At 43.5% G+C, this 18,011-nt stretch carries 18 protein-coding genes; 9 read left to right on the top strand and 9 right to left on the bottom strand.

The window, feature by feature from the left end; genetic code table 11:
• Nucleotides 1-153 precede the first annotated feature (153 nt).
• A complete protein-coding gene (locus ACVW0P_RS20820; protein WP_354427131.1) occupies nt 154-576 on the bottom strand; it encodes a single-stranded DNA-binding protein in 423 nt (140 codons plus the stop codon).
• Nucleotides 577-599: 23 nt separating this feature from the next.
• Complete coding sequence (gene mutY, locus ACVW0P_RS20815; RefSeq protein WP_457133775.1) at nt 600-1,643, bottom strand: A/G-specific adenine glycosylase; 1,044 nt, start codon at nt 1,641-1,643, stop codon at nt 600-602.
• Between the two features lie 174 nt (nt 1,644-1,817).
• Here mutY and ACVW0P_RS20810 point away from each other — a divergent pair, with 174 nt between their 5' ends.
• The 3 genes from ACVW0P_RS20810 to ACVW0P_RS20800 all read left to right on the top strand — a co-directional run bounded on the left by ACVW0P_RS20810 (nt 1,818) and on the right by ACVW0P_RS20800 (nt 4,759).
• Complete coding sequence (locus ACVW0P_RS20810; RefSeq protein ID WP_354427135.1) at nt 1,818-2,123, top strand: HU family DNA-binding protein; 306 nt, start codon at nt 1,818-1,820, stop codon at nt 2,121-2,123.
• Nucleotides 2,124-2,128: 5 nt separating this feature from the next.
• Nucleotides 2,129-2,980: a tetratricopeptide repeat protein gene (locus tag ACVW0P_RS20805; protein ID WP_457133774.1), complete on the top strand. Its 852-nt coding sequence runs from the start codon at nt 2,129-2,131 to the stop codon at nt 2,978-2,980.
• Nucleotides 2,981-3,208: 228 nt separating this feature from the next.
• Nucleotides 3,209-4,759 carry an Rne/Rng family ribonuclease gene (locus tag ACVW0P_RS20800; protein ID WP_354427138.1) on the top strand — a complete coding sequence of 517 codons (1,551 nt, stop codon included), beginning with the start codon at nt 3,209-3,211 and terminating at the stop codon, nt 4,757-4,759.
• A 64-nt stretch (nt 4,760-4,823) separates the two neighbouring features.
• Here ACVW0P_RS20800 and ACVW0P_RS20795 read toward each other — a convergent pair whose 3' ends face one another.
• Nucleotides 4,824-5,294 (bottom strand): helix-hairpin-helix domain-containing protein, encoded by a 471-nt coding sequence (locus tag ACVW0P_RS20795; RefSeq protein ID WP_457133773.1) that lies wholly within the window; start codon nt 5,292-5,294, stop codon nt 4,824-4,826.
• A gap of 93 nt (nt 5,295-5,387) precedes the next feature.
• Here ACVW0P_RS20795 and radA point away from each other — a divergent pair, with 93 nt between their 5' ends.
• On the top strand, nt 5,388-6,833 hold the full coding sequence (gene radA, locus ACVW0P_RS20790; RefSeq protein ID WP_457133772.1) for a DNA repair protein RadA: 1,446 nt from the start codon (nt 5,388-5,390) through the stop codon (nt 6,831-6,833).
• 97 nt (nt 6,834-6,930) lie between these two features.
• Here the strand turns inward: radA and ACVW0P_RS20785 are convergent, their stop codons facing one another.
• Entirely contained in the window at nt 6,931-8,370 is a 1,440-nt protein-coding gene (locus ACVW0P_RS20785) for a DNA/RNA non-specific endonuclease (RefSeq protein ID WP_457133771.1), read from the bottom strand.
• A 165-nt stretch (nt 8,371-8,535) separates the two neighbouring features.
• Here ACVW0P_RS20785 and thiL point away from each other — a divergent pair, with 165 nt between their 5' ends.
• The gene (gene thiL, locus ACVW0P_RS20780; protein ID WP_457133770.1) at nt 8,536-9,585 is read left to right on the top strand and encodes a thiamine-phosphate kinase; all 1,050 of its coding nucleotides are present in this window, start codon (nt 8,536-8,538) and stop codon (nt 9,583-9,585) included.
• A gap of 51 nt (nt 9,586-9,636) precedes the next feature.
• Here the strand turns inward: thiL and ACVW0P_RS20775 are convergent, their stop codons facing one another.
• The 5 genes from ACVW0P_RS20775 to ACVW0P_RS20755 form a co-directional block, all read right to left on the bottom strand.
• Nucleotides 9,637-11,001, bottom strand: a complete 1,365-nt coding sequence (locus ACVW0P_RS20775; RefSeq protein WP_457133769.1) for a DNA recombination protein RmuC — start codon at nt 10,999-11,001, stop codon at nt 9,637-9,639.
• 64 nt (nt 11,002-11,065) lie between these two features.
• Nucleotides 11,066-11,314, bottom strand: a complete 249-nt coding sequence (locus ACVW0P_RS20770; RefSeq protein ID WP_457133768.1) for a hypothetical protein — start codon at nt 11,312-11,314, stop codon at nt 11,066-11,068.
• Between the two features lie 72 nt (nt 11,315-11,386).
• On the bottom strand, nt 11,387-11,866 hold the full coding sequence (locus ACVW0P_RS20765) for a gliding motility lipoprotein GldH (RefSeq protein ID WP_457133767.1): 480 nt from the start codon (nt 11,864-11,866) through the stop codon (nt 11,387-11,389).
• Nucleotides 11,867-13,429, bottom strand: coding sequence for a PSP1 domain-containing protein (locus ACVW0P_RS20760; protein ID WP_457133766.1), 1,563 nt, complete (start codon nt 13,427-13,429; stop codon nt 11,867-11,869).
• 2 nt (nt 13,430-13,431) lie between these two features.
• Nucleotides 13,432-14,577, bottom strand: coding sequence for a DNA polymerase III subunit (locus ACVW0P_RS20755; RefSeq protein ID WP_457133765.1), 1,146 nt, complete (start codon nt 14,575-14,577; stop codon nt 13,432-13,434).
• Nucleotides 14,578-14,729: 152 nt separating this feature from the next.
• On the opposite strand from ACVW0P_RS20755, the gene ruvX reads away from it, so the two are divergent.
• The 4 genes from ruvX to ACVW0P_RS20735 all read left to right on the top strand — a co-directional run bounded on the left by ruvX (nt 14,730) and on the right by ACVW0P_RS20735 (nt 18,001).
• Nucleotides 14,730-15,140 carry a Holliday junction resolvase RuvX gene (gene ruvX / locus ACVW0P_RS20750; RefSeq protein WP_354427156.1) on the top strand — a complete coding sequence of 137 codons (411 nt, stop codon included), beginning with the start codon at nt 14,730-14,732 and terminating at the stop codon, nt 15,138-15,140.
• A gap of 262 nt (nt 15,141-15,402) precedes the next feature.
• Nucleotides 15,403-16,731 (top strand): alpha/beta fold hydrolase, encoded by a 1,329-nt coding sequence (locus tag ACVW0P_RS20745; protein ID WP_457133764.1) that lies wholly within the window; start codon nt 15,403-15,405, stop codon nt 16,729-16,731.
• A gap of 77 nt (nt 16,732-16,808) precedes the next feature.
• Nucleotides 16,809-17,447, top strand: a complete 639-nt coding sequence (locus tag ACVW0P_RS20740) for an O-methyltransferase (RefSeq protein ID WP_457133763.1) — start codon at nt 16,809-16,811, stop codon at nt 17,445-17,447.
• Between the two features lie 2 nt (nt 17,448-17,449).
• The gene (locus ACVW0P_RS20735) at nt 17,450-18,001 is read left to right on the top strand and encodes a glucosaminidase domain-containing protein (protein ID WP_354427158.1); all 552 of its coding nucleotides are present in this window, start codon (nt 17,450-17,452) and stop codon (nt 17,999-18,001) included.
• Nucleotides 18,002-18,011 lie beyond the last annotated feature (10 nt).

Here is an 18,011-nt window from a genome sequence, read left to right as displayed (position 1 = left end):
ATACTTTAAATGCGAGGCTTCACCTTTTACTTTAACTACCTTGTAACTCATTTTGTTGACCATTTATTAGTCAACTTTTTTCAGGACGAGACATTCAAAACAAAAGCCCCGCGGTTATACCGGCGGGGCTTTACTATGTAAGTTTGTAATTGGTTAAAATGGAAGGTCATCCGCATCGTTATTGCGGTAACCGTCGGTGTCTGACGTTTTAAGGGCCGGTTTTGCGGGGCTTTCGTTTTCAAAATCTGTTTTGCGGCCCAGCATGGTAAAGTTTTCGGCGACAACTTCTGTAGTGTATTTTTTTATGCCTTCTTTGTCTTCAAAAGAACGGGTGCGTAATTTACCTTCTATATAAACCAGCTTACCTTTTTGTAAAAACTTAGCTGCTACATCAGCAAGGCCACGCCACATAACAATATTATGCCACTCGGTTTGTTCAACTTTTCGGCCATCTTTATTAAACGTCTCAGATGTTGCCAGAGGGAAACTTGCCACTGCTACCCCGCCTTCTAAATGGCGTACTTCCGGGTCCTTTCCTAAATGCCCAACCAGTATTACTTTATTAATTCCAGACATGCCATAAATTAACGGAGAATTATTTAGAAATTAAAAAAATATTTTATAAATATAAAAATAGCTTTCGGAAGTGCTAAGTTTTCCAGTTTATCCACGTCGGTATAAAACCAATTTTCCTGTAACTTTTCAGGGAAATCCTTAAGTACAAAAAACCTTATAAATAAATGTTGATGCGTTAATACATGTTTTATTATAGCCGTATTATCCTTTAAAGCAATGTTTCTGCCAAAATCTTCCATCTGCGGCAGCTTTAAAACCTCAACAGTTTCCATTAATTCGGGCGTTTCGATCAAAGGCAAATCGTACATGTTTGCCCAAATATCGCCTTCACCCCGTTTATTCATCAATATCTTTTTACCGTCGGATATTAACATATAGTTAAAAAATCTTTTGCGGATTTTTACCGTCTTAAGTTTTACTGGTAAATATGTTGTAGCGTTCGTTTTAAATGCAACACAGTCCATATGTACAGGGCAAATACCACAAGCAGGTTTTTTGGGCTTGCAAAGCATCGCACCAAACTCCATAATAGCCTGGTTGTACGTTGCAGATTGCTCTTTATTTAGCAGTTCATTTGCCAATTGCTGGAACATTTTTTTGCCTTTAGGCGAATTTATTGGTTCATCAACGCCAAAATATCGCGCCAGCACCCGGTAAACGTTGCCATCAACAACAGCTCTGGCCTCGTTTGCCGAAAAGGACGAAATTGCCGCCGCGGTATATTCACCTATACCCTTAAGTTTTATAAGCTCGTCATATTTAACCGGGAATAGACCGTTATATTTTTCCTGGACCAACTGTGCCGTTTTTAACATATTACGGCCACGCGAGTAGTAACCCAATCCTTGCCATAAACGCAGCACTTCATCCTCGTGCGCTGCTGCAAAGGCAGTTACGGTTGGGTATTTTTCTGCAAAACGATGAAAATAGGGCATGCCCTGCTCTACCCGTGTTTGCTGTAATATAATTTCAGATAACCATATGATATAAGCATCGGTAGTATGCCGCCAGGGCAGATCGCGCTTATTATTATGGTACCAGCTTATCAGTTCGGCAGAAAAATCCATCTTGTACAAATTAACATCTTATCATCTGAGTATCATAATTAATGACGAAAAATGCCCATTTGCCCCCCTCTGAAAAAAAATCTTCTATTTATTTTATTCTTTAATTTTAAAGCGATACTTTTGCAACCCCAAAACAGTTAAGTATTTATACATTTAAATAAAAGAAAACAAGATATGACCAAGGCAGAAATTATAGCTGAAATCTCATCTAAAACAGGAATAGAGAAAGTGGACGTGCAGGAAACTGTTGAGGCGTTTTTCAAAGTAGTTAAAACCTCAATGGTTGGCGGCGAAAACGTTTACGTAAGAGGTTTCGGTAGCTTTGTAGTAAAAAAACGTGCTAAGAAGACAGCACGTAATATTTCAAAAAATACTGCCATTATAATACCCGAGCATTTTGTACCAAGTTTTAAACCGGCTAAAACTTTTGTTGAGAAAGTTCGCTCTGGTAACAAAACAACAGCTAAAGCAACCAAATAATCAGTATGAAAGTTAAACAAATAGTTATCGGCGTAGCAGTAATTGCTATCATGGGCTATTTGTATTCGTTACCGGTTAAAGGTTTGTCGCAAGCCAAAGAGGCAACACGTGGCCAGATGGCTGCAAGTGCTGCACCAATGGTTAAGGCAAACGCTAATATAAATGTGGCTACGGTATCAGCATCGGCAAAGGTTAATATTGATGCTTCTGTTGTACAACAAATAAGCACACTTGAAAATAAGCTTAAAACAGCAGGTGGTGCTGACAAAGCTACCCTGCAAAGGCAATTAGCCAAGCTTTGGGATAGCGTTGCACAGCCCGCCCCGGCAGCTTTCTACTACCTGGATATTGCTCAAAAAAGCAATGCCCTGGCAGATTGGTTAGATGCAGGTAAAGATTTTAACGGGGCTTACAAATTGTCGCAGGATACATCGGCACAGGGTACATATGTAGTAAATGCAGTTGATGCATTTAAAAACGCTACCAAACTACAACCCGCCAGCCTTGAGGCTAAAACGGGTTTAGGTGTTGCTTATGTAAATGGTGGCGCTTCGCCAATGCAAGGTATCGCACTTTTGCTTGACGTGGTAAAACAGGATCCCGAAAACCACGACGCACTGCTAAACTTAGGCATGTTTGCCATGAAGAGCGGCCAATACGAAAAAGCGGTTGAAAGGTTTAAAACGCTTATTGCGCAAAAAGAAGAACTTGAGCCATACTTTTATTTAGCCGAAAGCTATAAACAGCTGGGTAAAAAGAAAGAAGCGATTGCAGCTTATGAAAAATGCAAAGATCTGATGGGCGACCCTGCTGCAGGCCAGCGCATTGATGAGTATATAAAGGAATTAAAGAAATAAATAATCACATTTAAACATTATTACTATGCCAAGCGGTAAAAAACGTAAGAGACATAAAATGGCTACCCACAAACGCAAAAAGCGTTTAAGAAAAAACAGACATAAGAAAAAATAGGCTACTTAAGTAGTTTATTACCCCGGCCTGTGCCGGGGTTTTTATGTGAGTTTTTTTACCCACTTATTAACTCGCGGTGCAATTTTGCACCGTTTTAAGAAATGGAGTAGCAATTGATAAAAGAATTAATTATCGATTCATCCCCCAACGGGGCTACTATTGCATTATTACAGGACAAACAACTTGTAGAACTCCACAAAGAGCAGATCACTAACAATTATACTGTTGGCGATATTTATTTAGGCCGCATTAAAAAAATTATGCCGAGCCTGAATGCCGCATTTGTGGATGTAGGTTACGAGAAGGATGCCTTTTTGCATTACCTTGATTTGGGGCCGCAGGTACAAAGCCTGCTTAAGCTTACAAAACAAGTACGTAGCGGTGGGTACCAATCGAAGCTTTTAGATAACTTTAAGCCGGAAGCTGATATTAACAAAGGGGGCAAGATCTCTGATGTGTTATCAAAAGGCGTGCTTGTACCAGTACAAATAGCTAAGGAGCCAATTTCAACAAAAGGCCCCCGCTTAAGTTCCGACCTGTCAATAGCGGGCCGTTACGTGGTATTAGTGCCTTTTTCTGAGGTGATATCTATCTCAAAAAAGATCAAAAGCAATACGGAACGCAACCGCCTGCGTAAGGTGGTTGAAAGCATTAAACCAAAGCATTTCGGCGTTATTATACGTACCGTATCTGAGGGTAAAGGTGTGCAGGAACTGCAGAAAGATCTGTTAGACCTGATATCGAAATGGGAAACATTTGTGACCAAGCTGCATGGCACCGAGCCTTCTAAAAAGGTATTGGGTGAAATTGGCCGTACATCTACCATCCTGAGGGATATCCTTAACCCCGATTTTCAACATATTTATGTGAACGAGCAGAGTATGTATGAAGAGGTTAGGTCGTATATCCACGAGATCTCTCCTGATTTGGAAGGTATTGTACGTTTGCACAAACACAAGGAGCCTATTTTTGAGCACCATGGTGTGGATAAGCAGATAAAATCAACCTTCGGGAAAACGGTAAACCTTGCCGGTGGCGCCTATCTGGTTATTGAGCATACAGAGGCCCTGCACGTTATTGACGTGAACAGCGGTAACCGTACAGCTAATAAAGAGAACCAGGAGGAGAATGCTTACCAGGTAAATAAGGAAGCCGCCAAAGAAATTGCACGCCAGTTGCGCCTGCGCGATATGGGTGGTATAGTGGTTGTCGATTTTATTGACATGCATAAGCCAACCAACCGTAAAGAGCTTTTTGACTATCTGAAAGCCCAAATGGCCGATGACCGTGCTAAACACACCATTTTGCCTCCAAGCAAATTTGGCTTGATCCAAATTACACGCCAGCGTGTAAGGCCCGAAATGAATATCATTACAAGTGAGGTTTGCCCCGCTTGTGGCGGTACCGGTACCATCAGGCCAACCGTGTTGCTGATAGATGATATTGAAACAAACTTCAATTATATACTGGAGGAGCAAAACGAAAAAAATATTACGCTTTGTGTACACCCGTACATTGAGGCATACATTAAAAAAGGTTTATTTAACCGCCAGATGAAATGGTACTTTAAATATAACCAGTGGATAAAAGTGAAAAGCAACCCTGCTTACCAGATCACCGAGTTCAAGTTCTTCTCAAGCAAAGACGAAGAGATAAAGTTATAATTGCCGTAGGGCGCATATAGAAAGAGCGGATGTTTTAAGTAGCATCTGCTCTTTTTTATTTACATCATTTATTCGTGAAAAATATATTCTCTTTAGGCCTGGTATCGGGATAGCCATTTTCTCTGCGATAAGCTTTACGGGCTGTCGTAAAATCCCACCATTGATTCTTGCTGTTCGGGTGGTTGGCGTAATTAACCACCAGCCAAAACTGGTCTTCAACACATGGATCTACTTTATAGCCGATTTTATATTCATACTCGTTCAGCAAATCGGGCCCGCTTTTATCTTTAATATCAGTTAGTTGATAATATCCTAAAAATATAAGGTCGTGGGCAAACCTTATACCAACTGAGGGTATGGATTGAAATTCAAATAAAGCCTGTATTATCTGTACCCGTTGCGGAGGAGGGGATAATAATGTAATTATTTCATCAACAGCTAAATCTATAAGACTTTTTTGGGTAATATTATGTTTTTTCAATATAAGCTTTTCGGCTACCGTTAGTTCAAGGTTTATTCTCTTTTTTGTGATCATAAGGAACAATATTACTAATTATTTTAGTAATATTGTTTGCGATTCTTGATTAAATCTGCACATTTGTACATCTTCATATTTGCTCATCATTAAATGGCTAAATCTAAAATCGCTTATTTCTGTCAAAGCTGTGGTTACGAATCGGCTAAGTGGCTGGGTAAATGCCCAAGCTGCCAGCAATGGAATACTTTTGTTGAAGAAATTTTAGAAAAGTCGAACGCGTCTGTTCCTAACTGGAAGGCAAGCCCGGCTTCATCGCAGCGGGCCCACAAACCCGTTGAGGTAGGTGAAATTACCTTTAAGGAAGAGCATCGCCTGCTTACCCCCGACAAGGAGTTTAACCGCGTATTGGGTGGCGGTATTGTTGCCGGTTCGTTAGTGCTGATTGGTGGCGAGCCGGGCATCGGTAAATCTACCCTGATGTTGCAATTGGCACTTAACATGCCGAATGTAAAGGTGCTGTATGTATCGGGCGAGGAAAGCGACCACCAGATTAAAATGCGCGCTGAGCGTTTGGTGTCGTTAGATACCCATCAAGAACGCGCCAAGAATAAAGAATTAAAAGATGAGTTTGGCAAGGGTTGTTTTATCTTGACCGAAACCTCCACCCAAAATATATTTAAGCAGATAGAAGAATTGCAACCGGATATCCTGGTGATAGATTCTATCCAAACGCTGCATTCATCGCATGTGGAATCTACCCCGGGTAGTGTATCGCAGGTGCGCGAATGTACTGCCGAACTATTACGTTTTGCGAAGGAAACATCAACCCCCGTATTTTTGATAGGCCACATCACCAAAGATGGTATGATAGCCGGACCGAAGATATTGGAGCACATGGTAGATACGGTATTGCAATTTGAAGGCGACCGCCACCATGTTTACCGCATATTGCGTACCATTAAAAACCGTTTCGGCTCATCATCAGAGATCGGTATTTACGAAATGCTGGGCGAGGGCTTGCGCGAGGTGTCAAACCCATCAGAGATCTTATTATCGCAAAGGGACGAGCCTTTAAGCGGCATCACCATATCTGCCACATTAGAGGGCATGAGGCCCATGCTGATAGAAACCCAGGCGTTGGTAAGCACATCGGCTTATGGTACGCCTCAAAGAACTGCAACCGGCTTTGACACCAAACGTATGAGCATGCTGCTGGCCGTGTTGGAGAAACGTTGTGGTTTCCGCCTTGGCGCCAAAGATGTATTTCTGAATATCACCGGCGGCATCCGGGTAGAAGACCCCGCTATTGACCTGGGCCTGGCCGCTGCCATCATTTCATCGCACGAGGATATCCCCATTCCTGCGAAAACGTGTTTCGCAGGCGAGATAGGTTTATCCGGTGAGATCCGCGCGGTTAACCGGGTGGAGCAACGCATTGCCGAAGCGCAGAAGCTTGGCTTCGAACAGATCTTTATCTCCAAGTACAATATGCCTACCGCCGCGAAAGACAAAAAACGGTTAGACCTGTCGCGCTACACCATTGATGTAAAAGTTGTGGGTAGGATAGAAGAAGTATTTGGGCTCTTATTTGGATAGATACCGCCCATTATACTACAAAAAGGCCTTGCTTAATATATAAGCAAGGCCTTTTCTATTTGTGTAAAATCAATTCTGGATCGGTGTGATCCCCAAATTATAGATTATCTTTTTTCGTTTCAATAGCATCCTGCACACTTTGCGGCAAGTTAGATAATAGGTTATAACCTGTAGCAGTTTCAATATCGCGTACCGTTACGCGGTATTGTTTCCAATCGCTATTGGTGGTATTGATGTTTGGGGTGTTAACTGCAATAACGCGCGTATTAGTGGCAACACGGTTTGCATCACCATCGCTTTTTGGAACAATAACAGCAACCTTCCATACATTGCTTGGTACGGTGATATGGTCGTTATTTATTTTGTTGACGGTACCTTTTGAGCCCGTACCACCTACACCGTAATTACCCATAATAATATAAACCTCGTTACCGGCAACTACTTGCTCGCGCAGGTAGTTTTCCATATTGGCCCAGGTTTGCTGGTTATTGTTGGGTGCCTGCGGTATCATGTTAGTCATCAGGAAAGTTGCAGAATTTGCATCTGCCGAGCTTGTCCTATCTGCAGACGGACAATTGTGCCCCCTGTCAAAACCCGACCCTGAGTAGCTGGTGCTTTCTACATGGTAGAACGTATTTGATAAGCCAATAAATCCTGCAAAATTATCCACCCGCGGCGCCGCGTTTGTAATATTAGTAGCATCTAAGTGCCAGCTAACCCAGTTTGGCGTACCCCTTGTACTGCTGTACGATTCTGTGTAATAACCCTGGTCTATCAGGTAATTATCAACCATAACAATGGCCGGCTGCGCGCCCGATGGGTTGCCCATTAAAAGGTTGCTGTTATCGCCGGCATTGGGTGGTGCATCAGCACCTACGGTAACACCGCGCTCTGCGTTTGGGGTACCGGTTCCTGTACCGGGGTCGGTACTTCCGTCACCGCCGCTTGTATCGGGTGCGCCAATTACAATACCTGCATCACCTTTACCCTTAAACGTAATATCATCCAGGTTAATCCGTGTGGTGCCTGTTTTTTGGATCCGGAAACGTACCTTTTTGGTGGTATTAACCGCAAATGAGTCGGTAACTAAGGTGGTGTTATTTTCAGCTATATCTGCACCTAACTGAGTGTATGTACTGCCGCTATCTGTCGACATCATTAACTGCCAGGTAGAGGCGTCGTCGTTACCATATTTAGCGTGTTTAATGCTTATTTGTTCAACGCCTGTTATATCAAATTTCATAGTGATATCGCCCGTGCGCAAACGAACGGCTTTTAAACCAGCCTTAACATCAGCCGCAAGGTTACCGATCAAGGCATCGTTGAAACTCCATAAGCCGGTGTTCAGTTGTACATCGGCAATAGCGTAACTACCTTTTGTACTCGTTTCAAAACCTTCAGTAATTGCATATGGTTTTGGCATGGCGGGTATTATCACTACGGGTGGGTCTACCGGTTGTGTTGGGGCATTGTCTTTTTTACAGCTCGCAACTGCAAGTATAAGAGCCGAATAAATAAGTAATTTTCTGATTTTCATATAAACTTGTTTAGTAAAGCAAAAATAGACCCTTAGTATTAACCAAATGTTAATTATTTTATTGTATGATAAATATTACAGGGGGGATAACAGCATGCGCATAAAGCAATTAGCTTAAGGTTATTGTATTAAGCTTTTGTATTTTTGCACTTTGGAAATAATACTATGTTCGAGAACGAAGAGAAAACCAATATAGAGAACCTTGGCGAGTTTGGCCTGATAAGCCACTTAACCAAGAATATAACCCTTACCCAAAAAAGCACCATAAAAGGCGTGGGCGATGATGCGGCGGTATTAAATTTTGAGGGAAAGAAAACCCTGATATCTACCGACTTGCTTTTAGAAGGCATCCATTTCGATTTGGCTTACACTCCGCTTAAACATTTAGGTTATAAAGCGGTGCAGGTAAACCTAAGCGATATTTACGCCATGAATGGTACGGCCAGCCAGATCACCGTTTCTATCGGCATGAGCAGTAAGTTTCCGTTAGAGGCTGTTGAAGAATTGTACGAAGGTATTTACCTGGCTTGTGGCAACTACAATGTGGATATTGTAGGTGGGGATACTTCAGCATCAAAACAAGGTTTGGTGATCAGCATTACCTCTATTGGTTACGCCGATGAAAAAGATGTGGTGTATCGCAATACTGCCGAAGAAGGCGACCTGATCTGCGTATCGGGCGACTTGGGTGGCGCATATACCGGCCTGCAATTATTAGAGCGCGAGAAACTGGTTTACATCGAAAACCCAAACATCCAGCCCGATCTGGAAGGTAAAGACTACATAGTAGAGCGCCAGTTAAAACCGGAAGCCCGAAAAGATATTATCGATTTATTGAAAGAATTGAGTGTTAAACCAACGGCCATGATAGATGTCTCTGACGGTTTAGCATCGGAGGTATTACACATTTGCAAGCAAAGCAATAAGGGCTGCAAATTATATGAAGAAAAGATCCCTATCGACCCGATGACTTACGAAACCGCCCGCGAGTTTGGCCTCGACCCAACCGTATGCGCCCTAAGTGGTGGCGAAGATTACGAACTGCTCTTCACCGTGAAACAAGCCGATTACGACAAGATAAAACACAAGATTGACTTCTCTATCATTGGCTATATCACCGAGCCTAACGAAGGCTGTAACCTAATCACAAAATCGGGCAACCAGCACGAGTTAAAGGCGCAAGGGTGGAACGCGTTTAAATCCAGTGAGCAGTAGGTAGTTTTAAGTTTGCAGTTGCTCGTGCTAAAGCCAACCTGTAACTGCCAACTATTCCTCCCCAATATATTTCTGATCTATCTGCTTATTAGCCTTAGCACCTAATTTTTTGATTTTTTCGGCAGTAACAGTTAGGTTGCCGCGGCCGTCGGTTAGTTTGTTAAGGGCTTTATCGTAGTTGTCCTGGCTTTGCTTTATATTTTTGCCGATGCCTTCCATATCGCCAACAAAGCCCACAAATTTATCGTACATCTCACCGCTAAGGCGGGCAATCTCCAGCACGTTCCGGTTTTGGCGTTCCTGTTTCCAAATGCTGGCAATGGTGCGCAGGGTGGCTAACAAGGTACTTGGGCTAACAATTACCACCCGCTTATCCCAGGCATCGCTAAACAGGTCTGCATCCAATTGTACTGCAAAGCTGAAGGAAGATTCTATCGGCACAAAAAGCAATACAAAATCGGGAGAGTTTACCTGGTACAGGTCGTGGTAGCTTTTTGATGACAAGCCGTGCACATGATTGCGTAACGATTCGATATGCGCTTTTGAGTAAAGCTTCCGCTCCTCTTCCGTTTCGCAATTCACCAAACGCTCGTAAGCGATAAGCGACACTTTAGAATCGATTATCAAATGCTTTTCATCCGGAAGGTCAATTATCACATCGGGCTGCAACCTGCCGCCATCTACGCTGTTCAGGCTGGCTTGTACCCGGTATTCCCGGTCGCGCACCAGGCCGCTACGCTCTAAAACTTTCTCCAATATTACCTCGCCCCAGTTACCTTGTTTTTTGTTGTCGCCTTTTAATGCTTTGGTTAAGTTAGATGCTTCTGTACTGATCAGTTTGTTCAGGTCCATCAATTGGGTAATAACCCCTTTAAGCGTGTTGCGCTCGGCGGCTTCCATGTTGTAAACCTTGTCTACTTTTTCCTCGAAAGCTTTAATATTTTCTTTAAGCGGGTTTAGGATGGTATCGATGCTCAGCTTATTCACATCCGCAAACTCCCGCGATTTTTCTTTTAACAGCTTCTCAGCCACATTCTCAAACTCGCGCTGAAAATGCTTGCGGGTATTTTCGATGTCCCCTTTTTGCTCGGCAAGTTTTTCCTGTTGTGCCTTAAAGTAGGACCGGGACGATTCTAATGACTGATTAGCCTGGGCCAATTGGCCACGCTCGTACAATAGTTCGTCGAGCAGCCGGTTTTGCTCATCCTTTAAAAGTTTGGTGATGTTTTCCTTTTCGGACAATAAACCGGCAGCTTTTTGTTCTGCCTGGGCTACCGCTATTTTTAACGCTTCATTTTCTACTTTCAGGTTAGCAAACTCATCCGCAGAAAAACCATTTGAGGCAGGGCGCTTCAAAAAAATAAAGACCGCTATCAGCAATATAACTATAGAGAAACCTAAAACTAAAACGTCCATTTTGATAAAAATATTAGCAAAACGAATGTAGTGATTTTAGCATTAATATAAAATGCTTAGTAATTTACGGATTGCTTTTAAGCGTATCCTTTGGCGCATTAGTATTTCCGCTTCCATTGCCGCTGCTATCCTTGCCACCGGTTTCGGTTGGTGTGGTAAGCAGTTTATTAGTATCTGCAGGGCTCTCGTTGCCTACATGGGCTTGCCCGGAATCCGCTGCGGTGGTATCGCCGGCATTGCCTGCAGTTTTCCCTTTACAAGAAGTTATGGCGATTGCCGTAATTAAAAACAGATAAACAAATAACTTTTTCATAATTAAGTACGATGGTGTACTTTAACTACAAACGGATTTATTACAGGTTTTAATTATTTGGAATGAAGATTTTTACTGCGCTTTCTCTACCCTTAAACCGGCATCTATAACTTCGTGGAGGGGATTATCGCGCATGTTTTGCTCAACCTCGAAATGGTAAACCCCTTTGGCCGGGAATTTATAGTTGGTACGTAAAGGCAACTGGTAGCTGTACAGGTTGCCACTGCCGCTACCCAGCCATTCGCCATCTTTGGTAGCCAGCGTAAATTCGTAACGGGTGGTATGCGTTTTTTTGCCCGGCGACGTCTGGAACAGCAGCGCGAACATATTGGAGTATTTATAACTACCGCTAACCCTCAGGTTAAAATAAAGGTTATAGGGCACGCTTATATCATCTATCTTAACATCAAATTTAACCCGGTTAACGTACGACCAATTGTGATTGGCGATCTCTGTATTCTGATCAATAACCGCGTTAGGATCGGTGCAGCCTTGTGCTGTAAAAAGCACAAGGGTTATTAAGCCACCGAAAAGATATTTTAAAGCATTCATTTATTCTGCACTGCCGCCGCCCGGGTTATCGGTACGGGGTTGGTTGTTGTTTGGGTTATTTGGCCTTGGGCGGTTGTTGTTGCGCCTGTTGTTATTGCGGTTACCCTGCGGTCGGTTTTCACCACCGCCTTCGGGCTTTTGCCCGCCGGCTTGCTGCCCTTCGGGGCGGTTACCTCCTTGTTGCTGTTGCTGGCGGTTACCGTCGGGCCTGTTGCCCTGTGGTCGGTTGCCCCCACCTTCCGGCCTTGGCTGCCCATCCGGCTTATTGCCTCCTTGTTGTTGCTGCTGGCGATTGCCTTGCGGCCTATCACCTTCGGCACGGTTGCCCTGCGAGCGGTTTTCTCTGCCACTACCTTCCGGGCGTTGTCCGGCGGCTTGCTGGCCATCGCGTCTGCCATCGCCACCACGGCGGTTACGGTCGCGGTTATTATTATTGTTGTTGCTATTACTCTTGTTTCGATTTTGGTTACGGCGATCGTCCAGGCGGGTTAAGCTATCCTGGCCTACAACATTCTCGTAATCCAATGCTTTTGCCGGTGTGTTCTCCATCTCAACCATTTCACCCAGATCGGCAGGGATAATCCCCTCGCGGTTCTGTTGTTGAATTTCCTTTACCTTGGCAATTGGCATAGGCACCCATGCTTCTTCGCGTGGGTAGCTAAACCACATTATCTTTTTAAAGATGTCGGTTTTTTGCAGTCGCGCATCCCCTTTTTCGGTTTTAAGCACATTCACATTATCGGGGATGTGCTTTAACGCATCCATGTAAGTATCCAGCTCGTAATTTAAACAGCACTTTAACTTGCCACATTGGCCGGCAAGTTTTAACGTGTTTAAAGATAGGTTTTGGTATCGCGCTGCAGATGTAGAAACGGTCTTAAAATCCGTTAACCAGGTGCTGCAGCAAAGCTCGCGGCCACATGAACCGATACCACCTAAGCGGCTTGCTTCCTGGCGCATACCAATCTGGCGCATCTCGATCCGAATACGGAAACTCTCCGCCATTTTTTTGATCAGTTCCCTAAAATCTACGCGGCCTTCTGCTGTGTAGTAAAAGGTTGCCTTGGTTTTATCGCCCTGGTAATCTACATCGCTTATCTTCATAGATAACTTTAGCTCTAATGCCAGCGTGCGCGATTTATGCATGGTTTCCCACTCCATATCCTTGGCAAGTTTCCACTTGTCAACATCGGCAACGGTAGCGCGGCGATAGATCTTTTTAACAACGTCTGCCTCCTTTACATGGCGCTTGGTCATTTGCATGCGCACAAGTTCGCCGGTGATAGATACATGGCCAATATCATAGCCACCCGTGGTGGTTTCTACAGCAACCAGGTCGCCGGCTTCCAGGTAAATATTATCGTTGTTGTGATAAAACTCCTTACGCGATCCCTTGAATTTTACTTCGATTATTGAGTAAGGTTTATAGTTAGTTGGCATATCCATGTGCGATAGCCAATCGTGTACATCTAATTTGCTGCAACCATTTGTAAGGCAAGAGCCATTACTTTTGCAGCCTGCAGGCGAACAACCGCCGCCTGTTGAGCAACTTCCGCATCCCATAATTAATTCGGTATATAATGATTCCCCGCAGGGACAGTTTTCAAATTTAGAACTATTATAATTTGTAAAGATACGTCTAAAAACAAGATTTTAGGGTTAGCATTACGTTCTATATGATAATGAGCCTTTTCCAGCTCGCTTATGATAGCTTGTGCCTGTGCATTATTGATCACCGCCGACATCTTTTTAGCGGTTCCCATTTCCTGCTCCGGCAGTTTTACGATCCGTTCGGCCCCGGCGCGCAGCAGCGTACACTCGCGGATAAAACTGGTGCCGTATCGTAAAAAGTTCTTTTGGTTTTCCCGGCCCATCTTAGACATTTGATCAACAAAACTTAGTATCTCCGGCACCTTATTACTAAAACACAAGCGCAGCCATTGTACAAACAGCTCATGGTAGCTTTTGGTATCGTGTTGTAACATAGCCAAAGCCTCGGTCATATTGCCATTACTTAAATAAGCAATTTGCGAGGCGGCGGTTTCCGTTTGATGGTATTTGTCAATTAGCTCGCCTTTAATATCCTCGTAATTTAAACAAGGTATTTTGATGAGTTGTGTACGCGATAATATGGTGTTCAGGATCTGGTCCTGGTTTTGGGCCACAAGTATGAACAGCGTATTTGGCTGTGGCTCCTCTATCATTTTTAACAGGGCGTTACCCTCTTTATCAAGATACTCGGGCAGCCAAAGGATCAGGACCTTGTAAACCGATTCGAATGGCTTAAAGCTGAGTTTTTTGATGATCTGGTGGCACTCGGCAATGTTGATATTGGCCTGTTTGTTGTCGGCTTCCAAATAGCCACGCCAAATATCGAGGCTTAAATATGGGTGGGCCGTAAAGGCATCGCGCCACTGCTCAATAAAGGTAAGCGCGGTATCATCCTTATGCTTGGCGAAAAAAGGGTAAGAAAAATGCAGATCGGGGTGCATCAGTTTTTGGTATTTGCGGCACGATGAACATACCCCGCAAGAATCTTCCGGCTGCTTATCCTCGCACGATAGATATTGCGCGTAAGCAACTGCCAATGCCAATCCTCCCGCACCTTCGGGCCCTAAAAACAACTGAGCGTGGCTTACCCTGTTCTCGTTTACCGAGGTAATCAACCTTTGCTTAATTGCCCCTTGCCCTATAATATCCTTAAACCGCATTTGGTGCAAAATAGCGAATTGATTTTAGATGTACGATTTTAGATGTTAGATTTAGCCGACGCGAAGAACACAAACACAAATAATCCGCACATTTGCAGATATAGTTAAGCCATGCTCAAATCTAAAATCGTACATCTAAAATCTAAAATCCTATGCGCATAATGGCTTTCGATTACGGCACCAAGCGGATCGGCATTGCCGTTACCGACCCGATGCAGATCATCGCGACGGGGCTGGATACTATTCATCCGCTAAAAATTATCGACTATCTAAAAAAATACCTGGTAACCGAGCAAGTAGAACGTTTTGTATTGGGCGAGCCCAAGCAGATGGATAACACGCCCTCGCAATCGGCCATGCATGTAAAGGGTTTTGCCAATCTGCTCAAAAAAACGTTCCCCGAGATCCCGGTAGAAATGTTCGACGAGCGCTTTACCTCTAAAATGGCATCGGCTACCATCGCCCAAAGTGGAATGGGTAAAAAGGCCCGGCAGAATAAGGAACTGGTAGATACCATATCGGCAGTGATATTGCTGCAAAGCTGGATGAGTAAAAGCTTCTAAATATTGATTGCCATTATCAAGGCAGCGCTTCAAAAGTTAGTGTTTCGCCAGCACCTAAATATGTAAACTGCTGATTATAAAGAGATTTAAAAATATCCATGCCGTTCACGGCCGTGAACGTGAACAAAACCGTTGGTTTGACAGTTTAAATATGGGCGATTCCTTAAGCAGAAAATAGGCGCTTAAAAGCGTCCCGTGTTAAAGTTTGTTAAGTGCCGCAAAATCTGCACGTAAACAAATAGCTTTGGGAAAACATCACGCCATGAAACACCTATTAGTATTATTCGCGTCGCTATTTCTTTCGTCGGCGCTTTTCGCACAAACACCGGCGATTGATACAGCTTATAATCTTGGGTTTGAAAACGTCGGGCCAGGCAAGTCACTGCCAAACAAATGGCGCATGTTTTACGAATCGAAAGGTTATAAATGCGAAACAACCACAACCGAGAAACATAGTGGCGAACGATCTTTGCAAATAGAACAAACCGAGCCCGGCGATACGTGGGCCTATGCAAGCGTTGTGCAAGAGATCCCCGCAAAGTTTATTGGTAAAAACATAGAGTTTAAGGCCTGGATGAAATTTGCGGATGTTATCCAAGCAGTCGCGCTCATGATCCGTATTGACAATGCCCTACCTAAAATGGTGCAGTATAAAAGCATGCAGGGGCTACAAATAAAAGGCACTAAAGATTGGGCACAATACAGTATCAAAGCCGAGATCCCTATAGACGCGCATACGATATATGTCACCCCAATTTTAAGCGGCCCCGGTAAACTTTGGGTTGATGATGCCGAGATATTGATAGATGGAGTAGATATTAAGCAGGCAAAACTTAACCCCGATTACGACCCGCACCCTATCCCTTATGGCAGTAACAAGGCAGCATCCGGCACCGTGAAGTTAAAGGATGCTAATCTTTATTACGAAACCTACGGTAGCGGCGAGCCGTTACTATTATTGCATGGCAACAGCCAGGAGATCTACGCATTTAATTTCCAGATCGGGGCGTTATCAAAAAAGTATAAGGTAATTGCTGTAGATACACGCGGCCAAGGCAGAAGCATTGATGAAACAACCGGCCCATTAAGCTACGACTTGTTTGCCGAGGATATGAAGGAGCTGATGGATTCGCTGCACATAAAAAAAGCAAATATTTTAGGCTGGAGCGATGGTGGTAACACGGGCCTAATTATGGCAGTAAAATACCAAAAGTATGTAAATAAGCTGGCTATAATGGGCGCAAACCTTTTTCCTACAAACGAGGCTCTGCCAGATACGGTGCTTAACCAAATAAAACAAGCCGTTAATTTCTACAAAGATAATAAAAGCGCCAAAGCTAAAATGCAGACACGCTTATTTACTATGTTGCTTACCGAGCCGCACCTGACATTTGCCGACATCAAAAAAATAAAAGCCCCCGTGTTGGTAATGGCCGGGGAAAATGATCTGATACTGGATAAGCATACCCGCACAATTGCGGCAGCTATCCCCAAATCTAAAATGATTATTTTTAAAGGGGCTACACATTACGCCCCTGTTGAAATTGTGAAGGAATTTAATAAAACCGTGCTCGATTTTTTAGCAATGTAAAGACGACATAAATCGCTTGGAAACATGTGGTTATCTCCGCAAAAAAGGCGTTAAAATTATTTTCTTACTTTTGCGGCATGGAAATCCTTGATCCGGCCTTACAGGCTTACCTTGATAACCACTGCGACCCCGAGCCGGAGGCGTTGCAAAAAATAAACCGGGATACCTACCTAAAGGTATTGAAACCGCACATGCTTTCGGGACATTACCAGGGCCGGGTGCTGAGCATGCTCAGCAAAATGATACAACCTAAACTTATTTTAGAGATAGGCACTTTTACCGGTTACTCGGCTATTTGCCTGGCAGAAGGATTGGCAGAAGGCGGCATTTTGCACACCATAGAAGTTAACCGCGAATTTGAAGAATTGCTTAATTCACACTTTGCATCAACAAATGTGGATAAAAAAATAAAGCTTCATATTGGCCCTGCTGAAGCTATAATAGCTGATTTTGAGGACACTATCTTCGATTTAGTATTTATTGATGCGGATAAACGAAATAATTTTAAGTACTTTGAGTTAATAATTGATAAAGTAAGGCCCGGAGGCTTAATAATAATTGATAACGTTTTGTGGAAAGGAAAGGTGTTTGGCGCCGAAAAAGATGCCGATACCGAGAGCATCCGCAAACTAAATGAGCAAATAGCTGTTAGCACACAGGTTGAAAAATTCATTCTACCTGTACGCGATGGCCTACTGATCATCAGAAAAAAATAATTATGAAGAAACTCTTAACTGTTACACTTCTTTCAGTTTCAGCATTTTTTGCTTCAACAACAGCAGCGTCGGCTCAAAGCGCAGCACAATCATACATCGAGAAGTTCAAAGATAATGCCATTCGTATAATGCATGAAACCGGCGTACCGGCAAGTATCATTTTAGGCGTTGCCATGCATGAGTCTGCAAGCGGAAAAAGCGCTATAGCACAAAATTTAAACAATCAGTTTGGTGTAAAAGGCAGTGGTGGCGCAGTGTACTATAAAGGAAACAAAAAGGTACATTCGGCCTACAAACGATACGACAATGTAATGGCATCGTTCCAGGATTTTGCCCGCATCATGACAGAGCGTAAGCAATTTAGCCACCTTGCAGATAAGTTTACCCAGTACGATTACAACGGATGGGCAAAAGGCATCCAGCGCAGCGGCTACGCAAGCAGCAAAAAATGGTCGGCACAGGTATTAGGTATCATCAATAAATATGACCTTAATGACTACGATGACGATGCCGCAACTACCCCGAAAAAAGAGGAAATAGCCAATAACAATTAATAATTATATT

The organism is Mucilaginibacter sp. UYNi724, assembly GCF_054057495.1.
This window is presented reverse-complemented; position numbering and strand designations above follow the sequence as displayed.

Coding starts and splice junctions, on each gene's coding strand:
- ACVW0P_RS20820 (WP_354427131.1), bottom strand. CDS start 576: ATGTCTGGAATTAATAAAGTAATACTGGTTGGGCATTTAGGAAAGGAC.
- mutY (WP_457133775.1), bottom strand. CDS start 1,643: ATGGATTTTTCTGCCGAACTGATAAGCTGGTACCATAATAATAAGCGC.
- ACVW0P_RS20810 (WP_354427135.1), top strand. CDS start 1,818: ATGACCAAGGCAGAAATTATAGCTGAAATCTCATCTAAAACAGGAATA.
- ACVW0P_RS20805 (WP_457133774.1), top strand. CDS start 2,129: ATGAAAGTTAAACAAATAGTTATCGGCGTAGCAGTAATTGCTATCATG.
- ACVW0P_RS20795 (WP_457133773.1), bottom strand. CDS start 5,294: ATGATCACAAAAAAGAGAATAAACCTTGAACTAACGGTAGCCGAAAAG.
- radA (WP_457133772.1), top strand. CDS start 5,388: ATGGCTAAATCTAAAATCGCTTATTTCTGTCAAAGCTGTGGTTACGAA.
- ACVW0P_RS20785 (WP_457133771.1), bottom strand. CDS start 8,370: ATGAAAATCAGAAAATTACTTATTTATTCGGCTCTTATACTTGCAGTT.
- thiL (WP_457133770.1), top strand. CDS start 8,536: ATGTTCGAGAACGAAGAGAAAACCAATATAGAGAACCTTGGCGAGTTT.
- ACVW0P_RS20775 (WP_457133769.1), bottom strand. CDS start 11,001: ATGGACGTTTTAGTTTTAGGTTTCTCTATAGTTATATTGCTGATAGCG.
- ACVW0P_RS20770 (WP_457133768.1), bottom strand. CDS start 11,314: ATGAAAAAGTTATTTGTTTATCTGTTTTTAATTACGGCAATCGCCATA.
- ACVW0P_RS20765 (WP_457133767.1), bottom strand. CDS start 11,866: ATGAATGCTTTAAAATATCTTTTCGGTGGCTTAATAACCCTTGTGCTT.
- ACVW0P_RS20760 (WP_457133766.1), bottom strand. CDS start 13,429: ATGGGATGCGGAAGTTGCTCAACAGGCGGCGGTTGTTCGCCTGCAGGC.
- ACVW0P_RS20755 (WP_457133765.1), bottom strand. CDS start 14,577: ATGCGGTTTAAGGATATTATAGGGCAAGGGGCAATTAAGCAAAGGTTG.
- ruvX (WP_354427156.1), top strand. CDS start 14,730: ATGCGCATAATGGCTTTCGATTACGGCACCAAGCGGATCGGCATTGCC.
- ACVW0P_RS20745 (WP_457133764.1), top strand. CDS start 15,403: ATGAAACACCTATTAGTATTATTCGCGTCGCTATTTCTTTCGTCGGCG.
- ACVW0P_RS20740 (WP_457133763.1), top strand. CDS start 16,809: ATGGAAATCCTTGATCCGGCCTTACAGGCTTACCTTGATAACCACTGC.
- ACVW0P_RS20735 (WP_354427158.1), top strand. CDS start 17,450: ATGAAGAAACTCTTAACTGTTACACTTCTTTCAGTTTCAGCATTTTTT.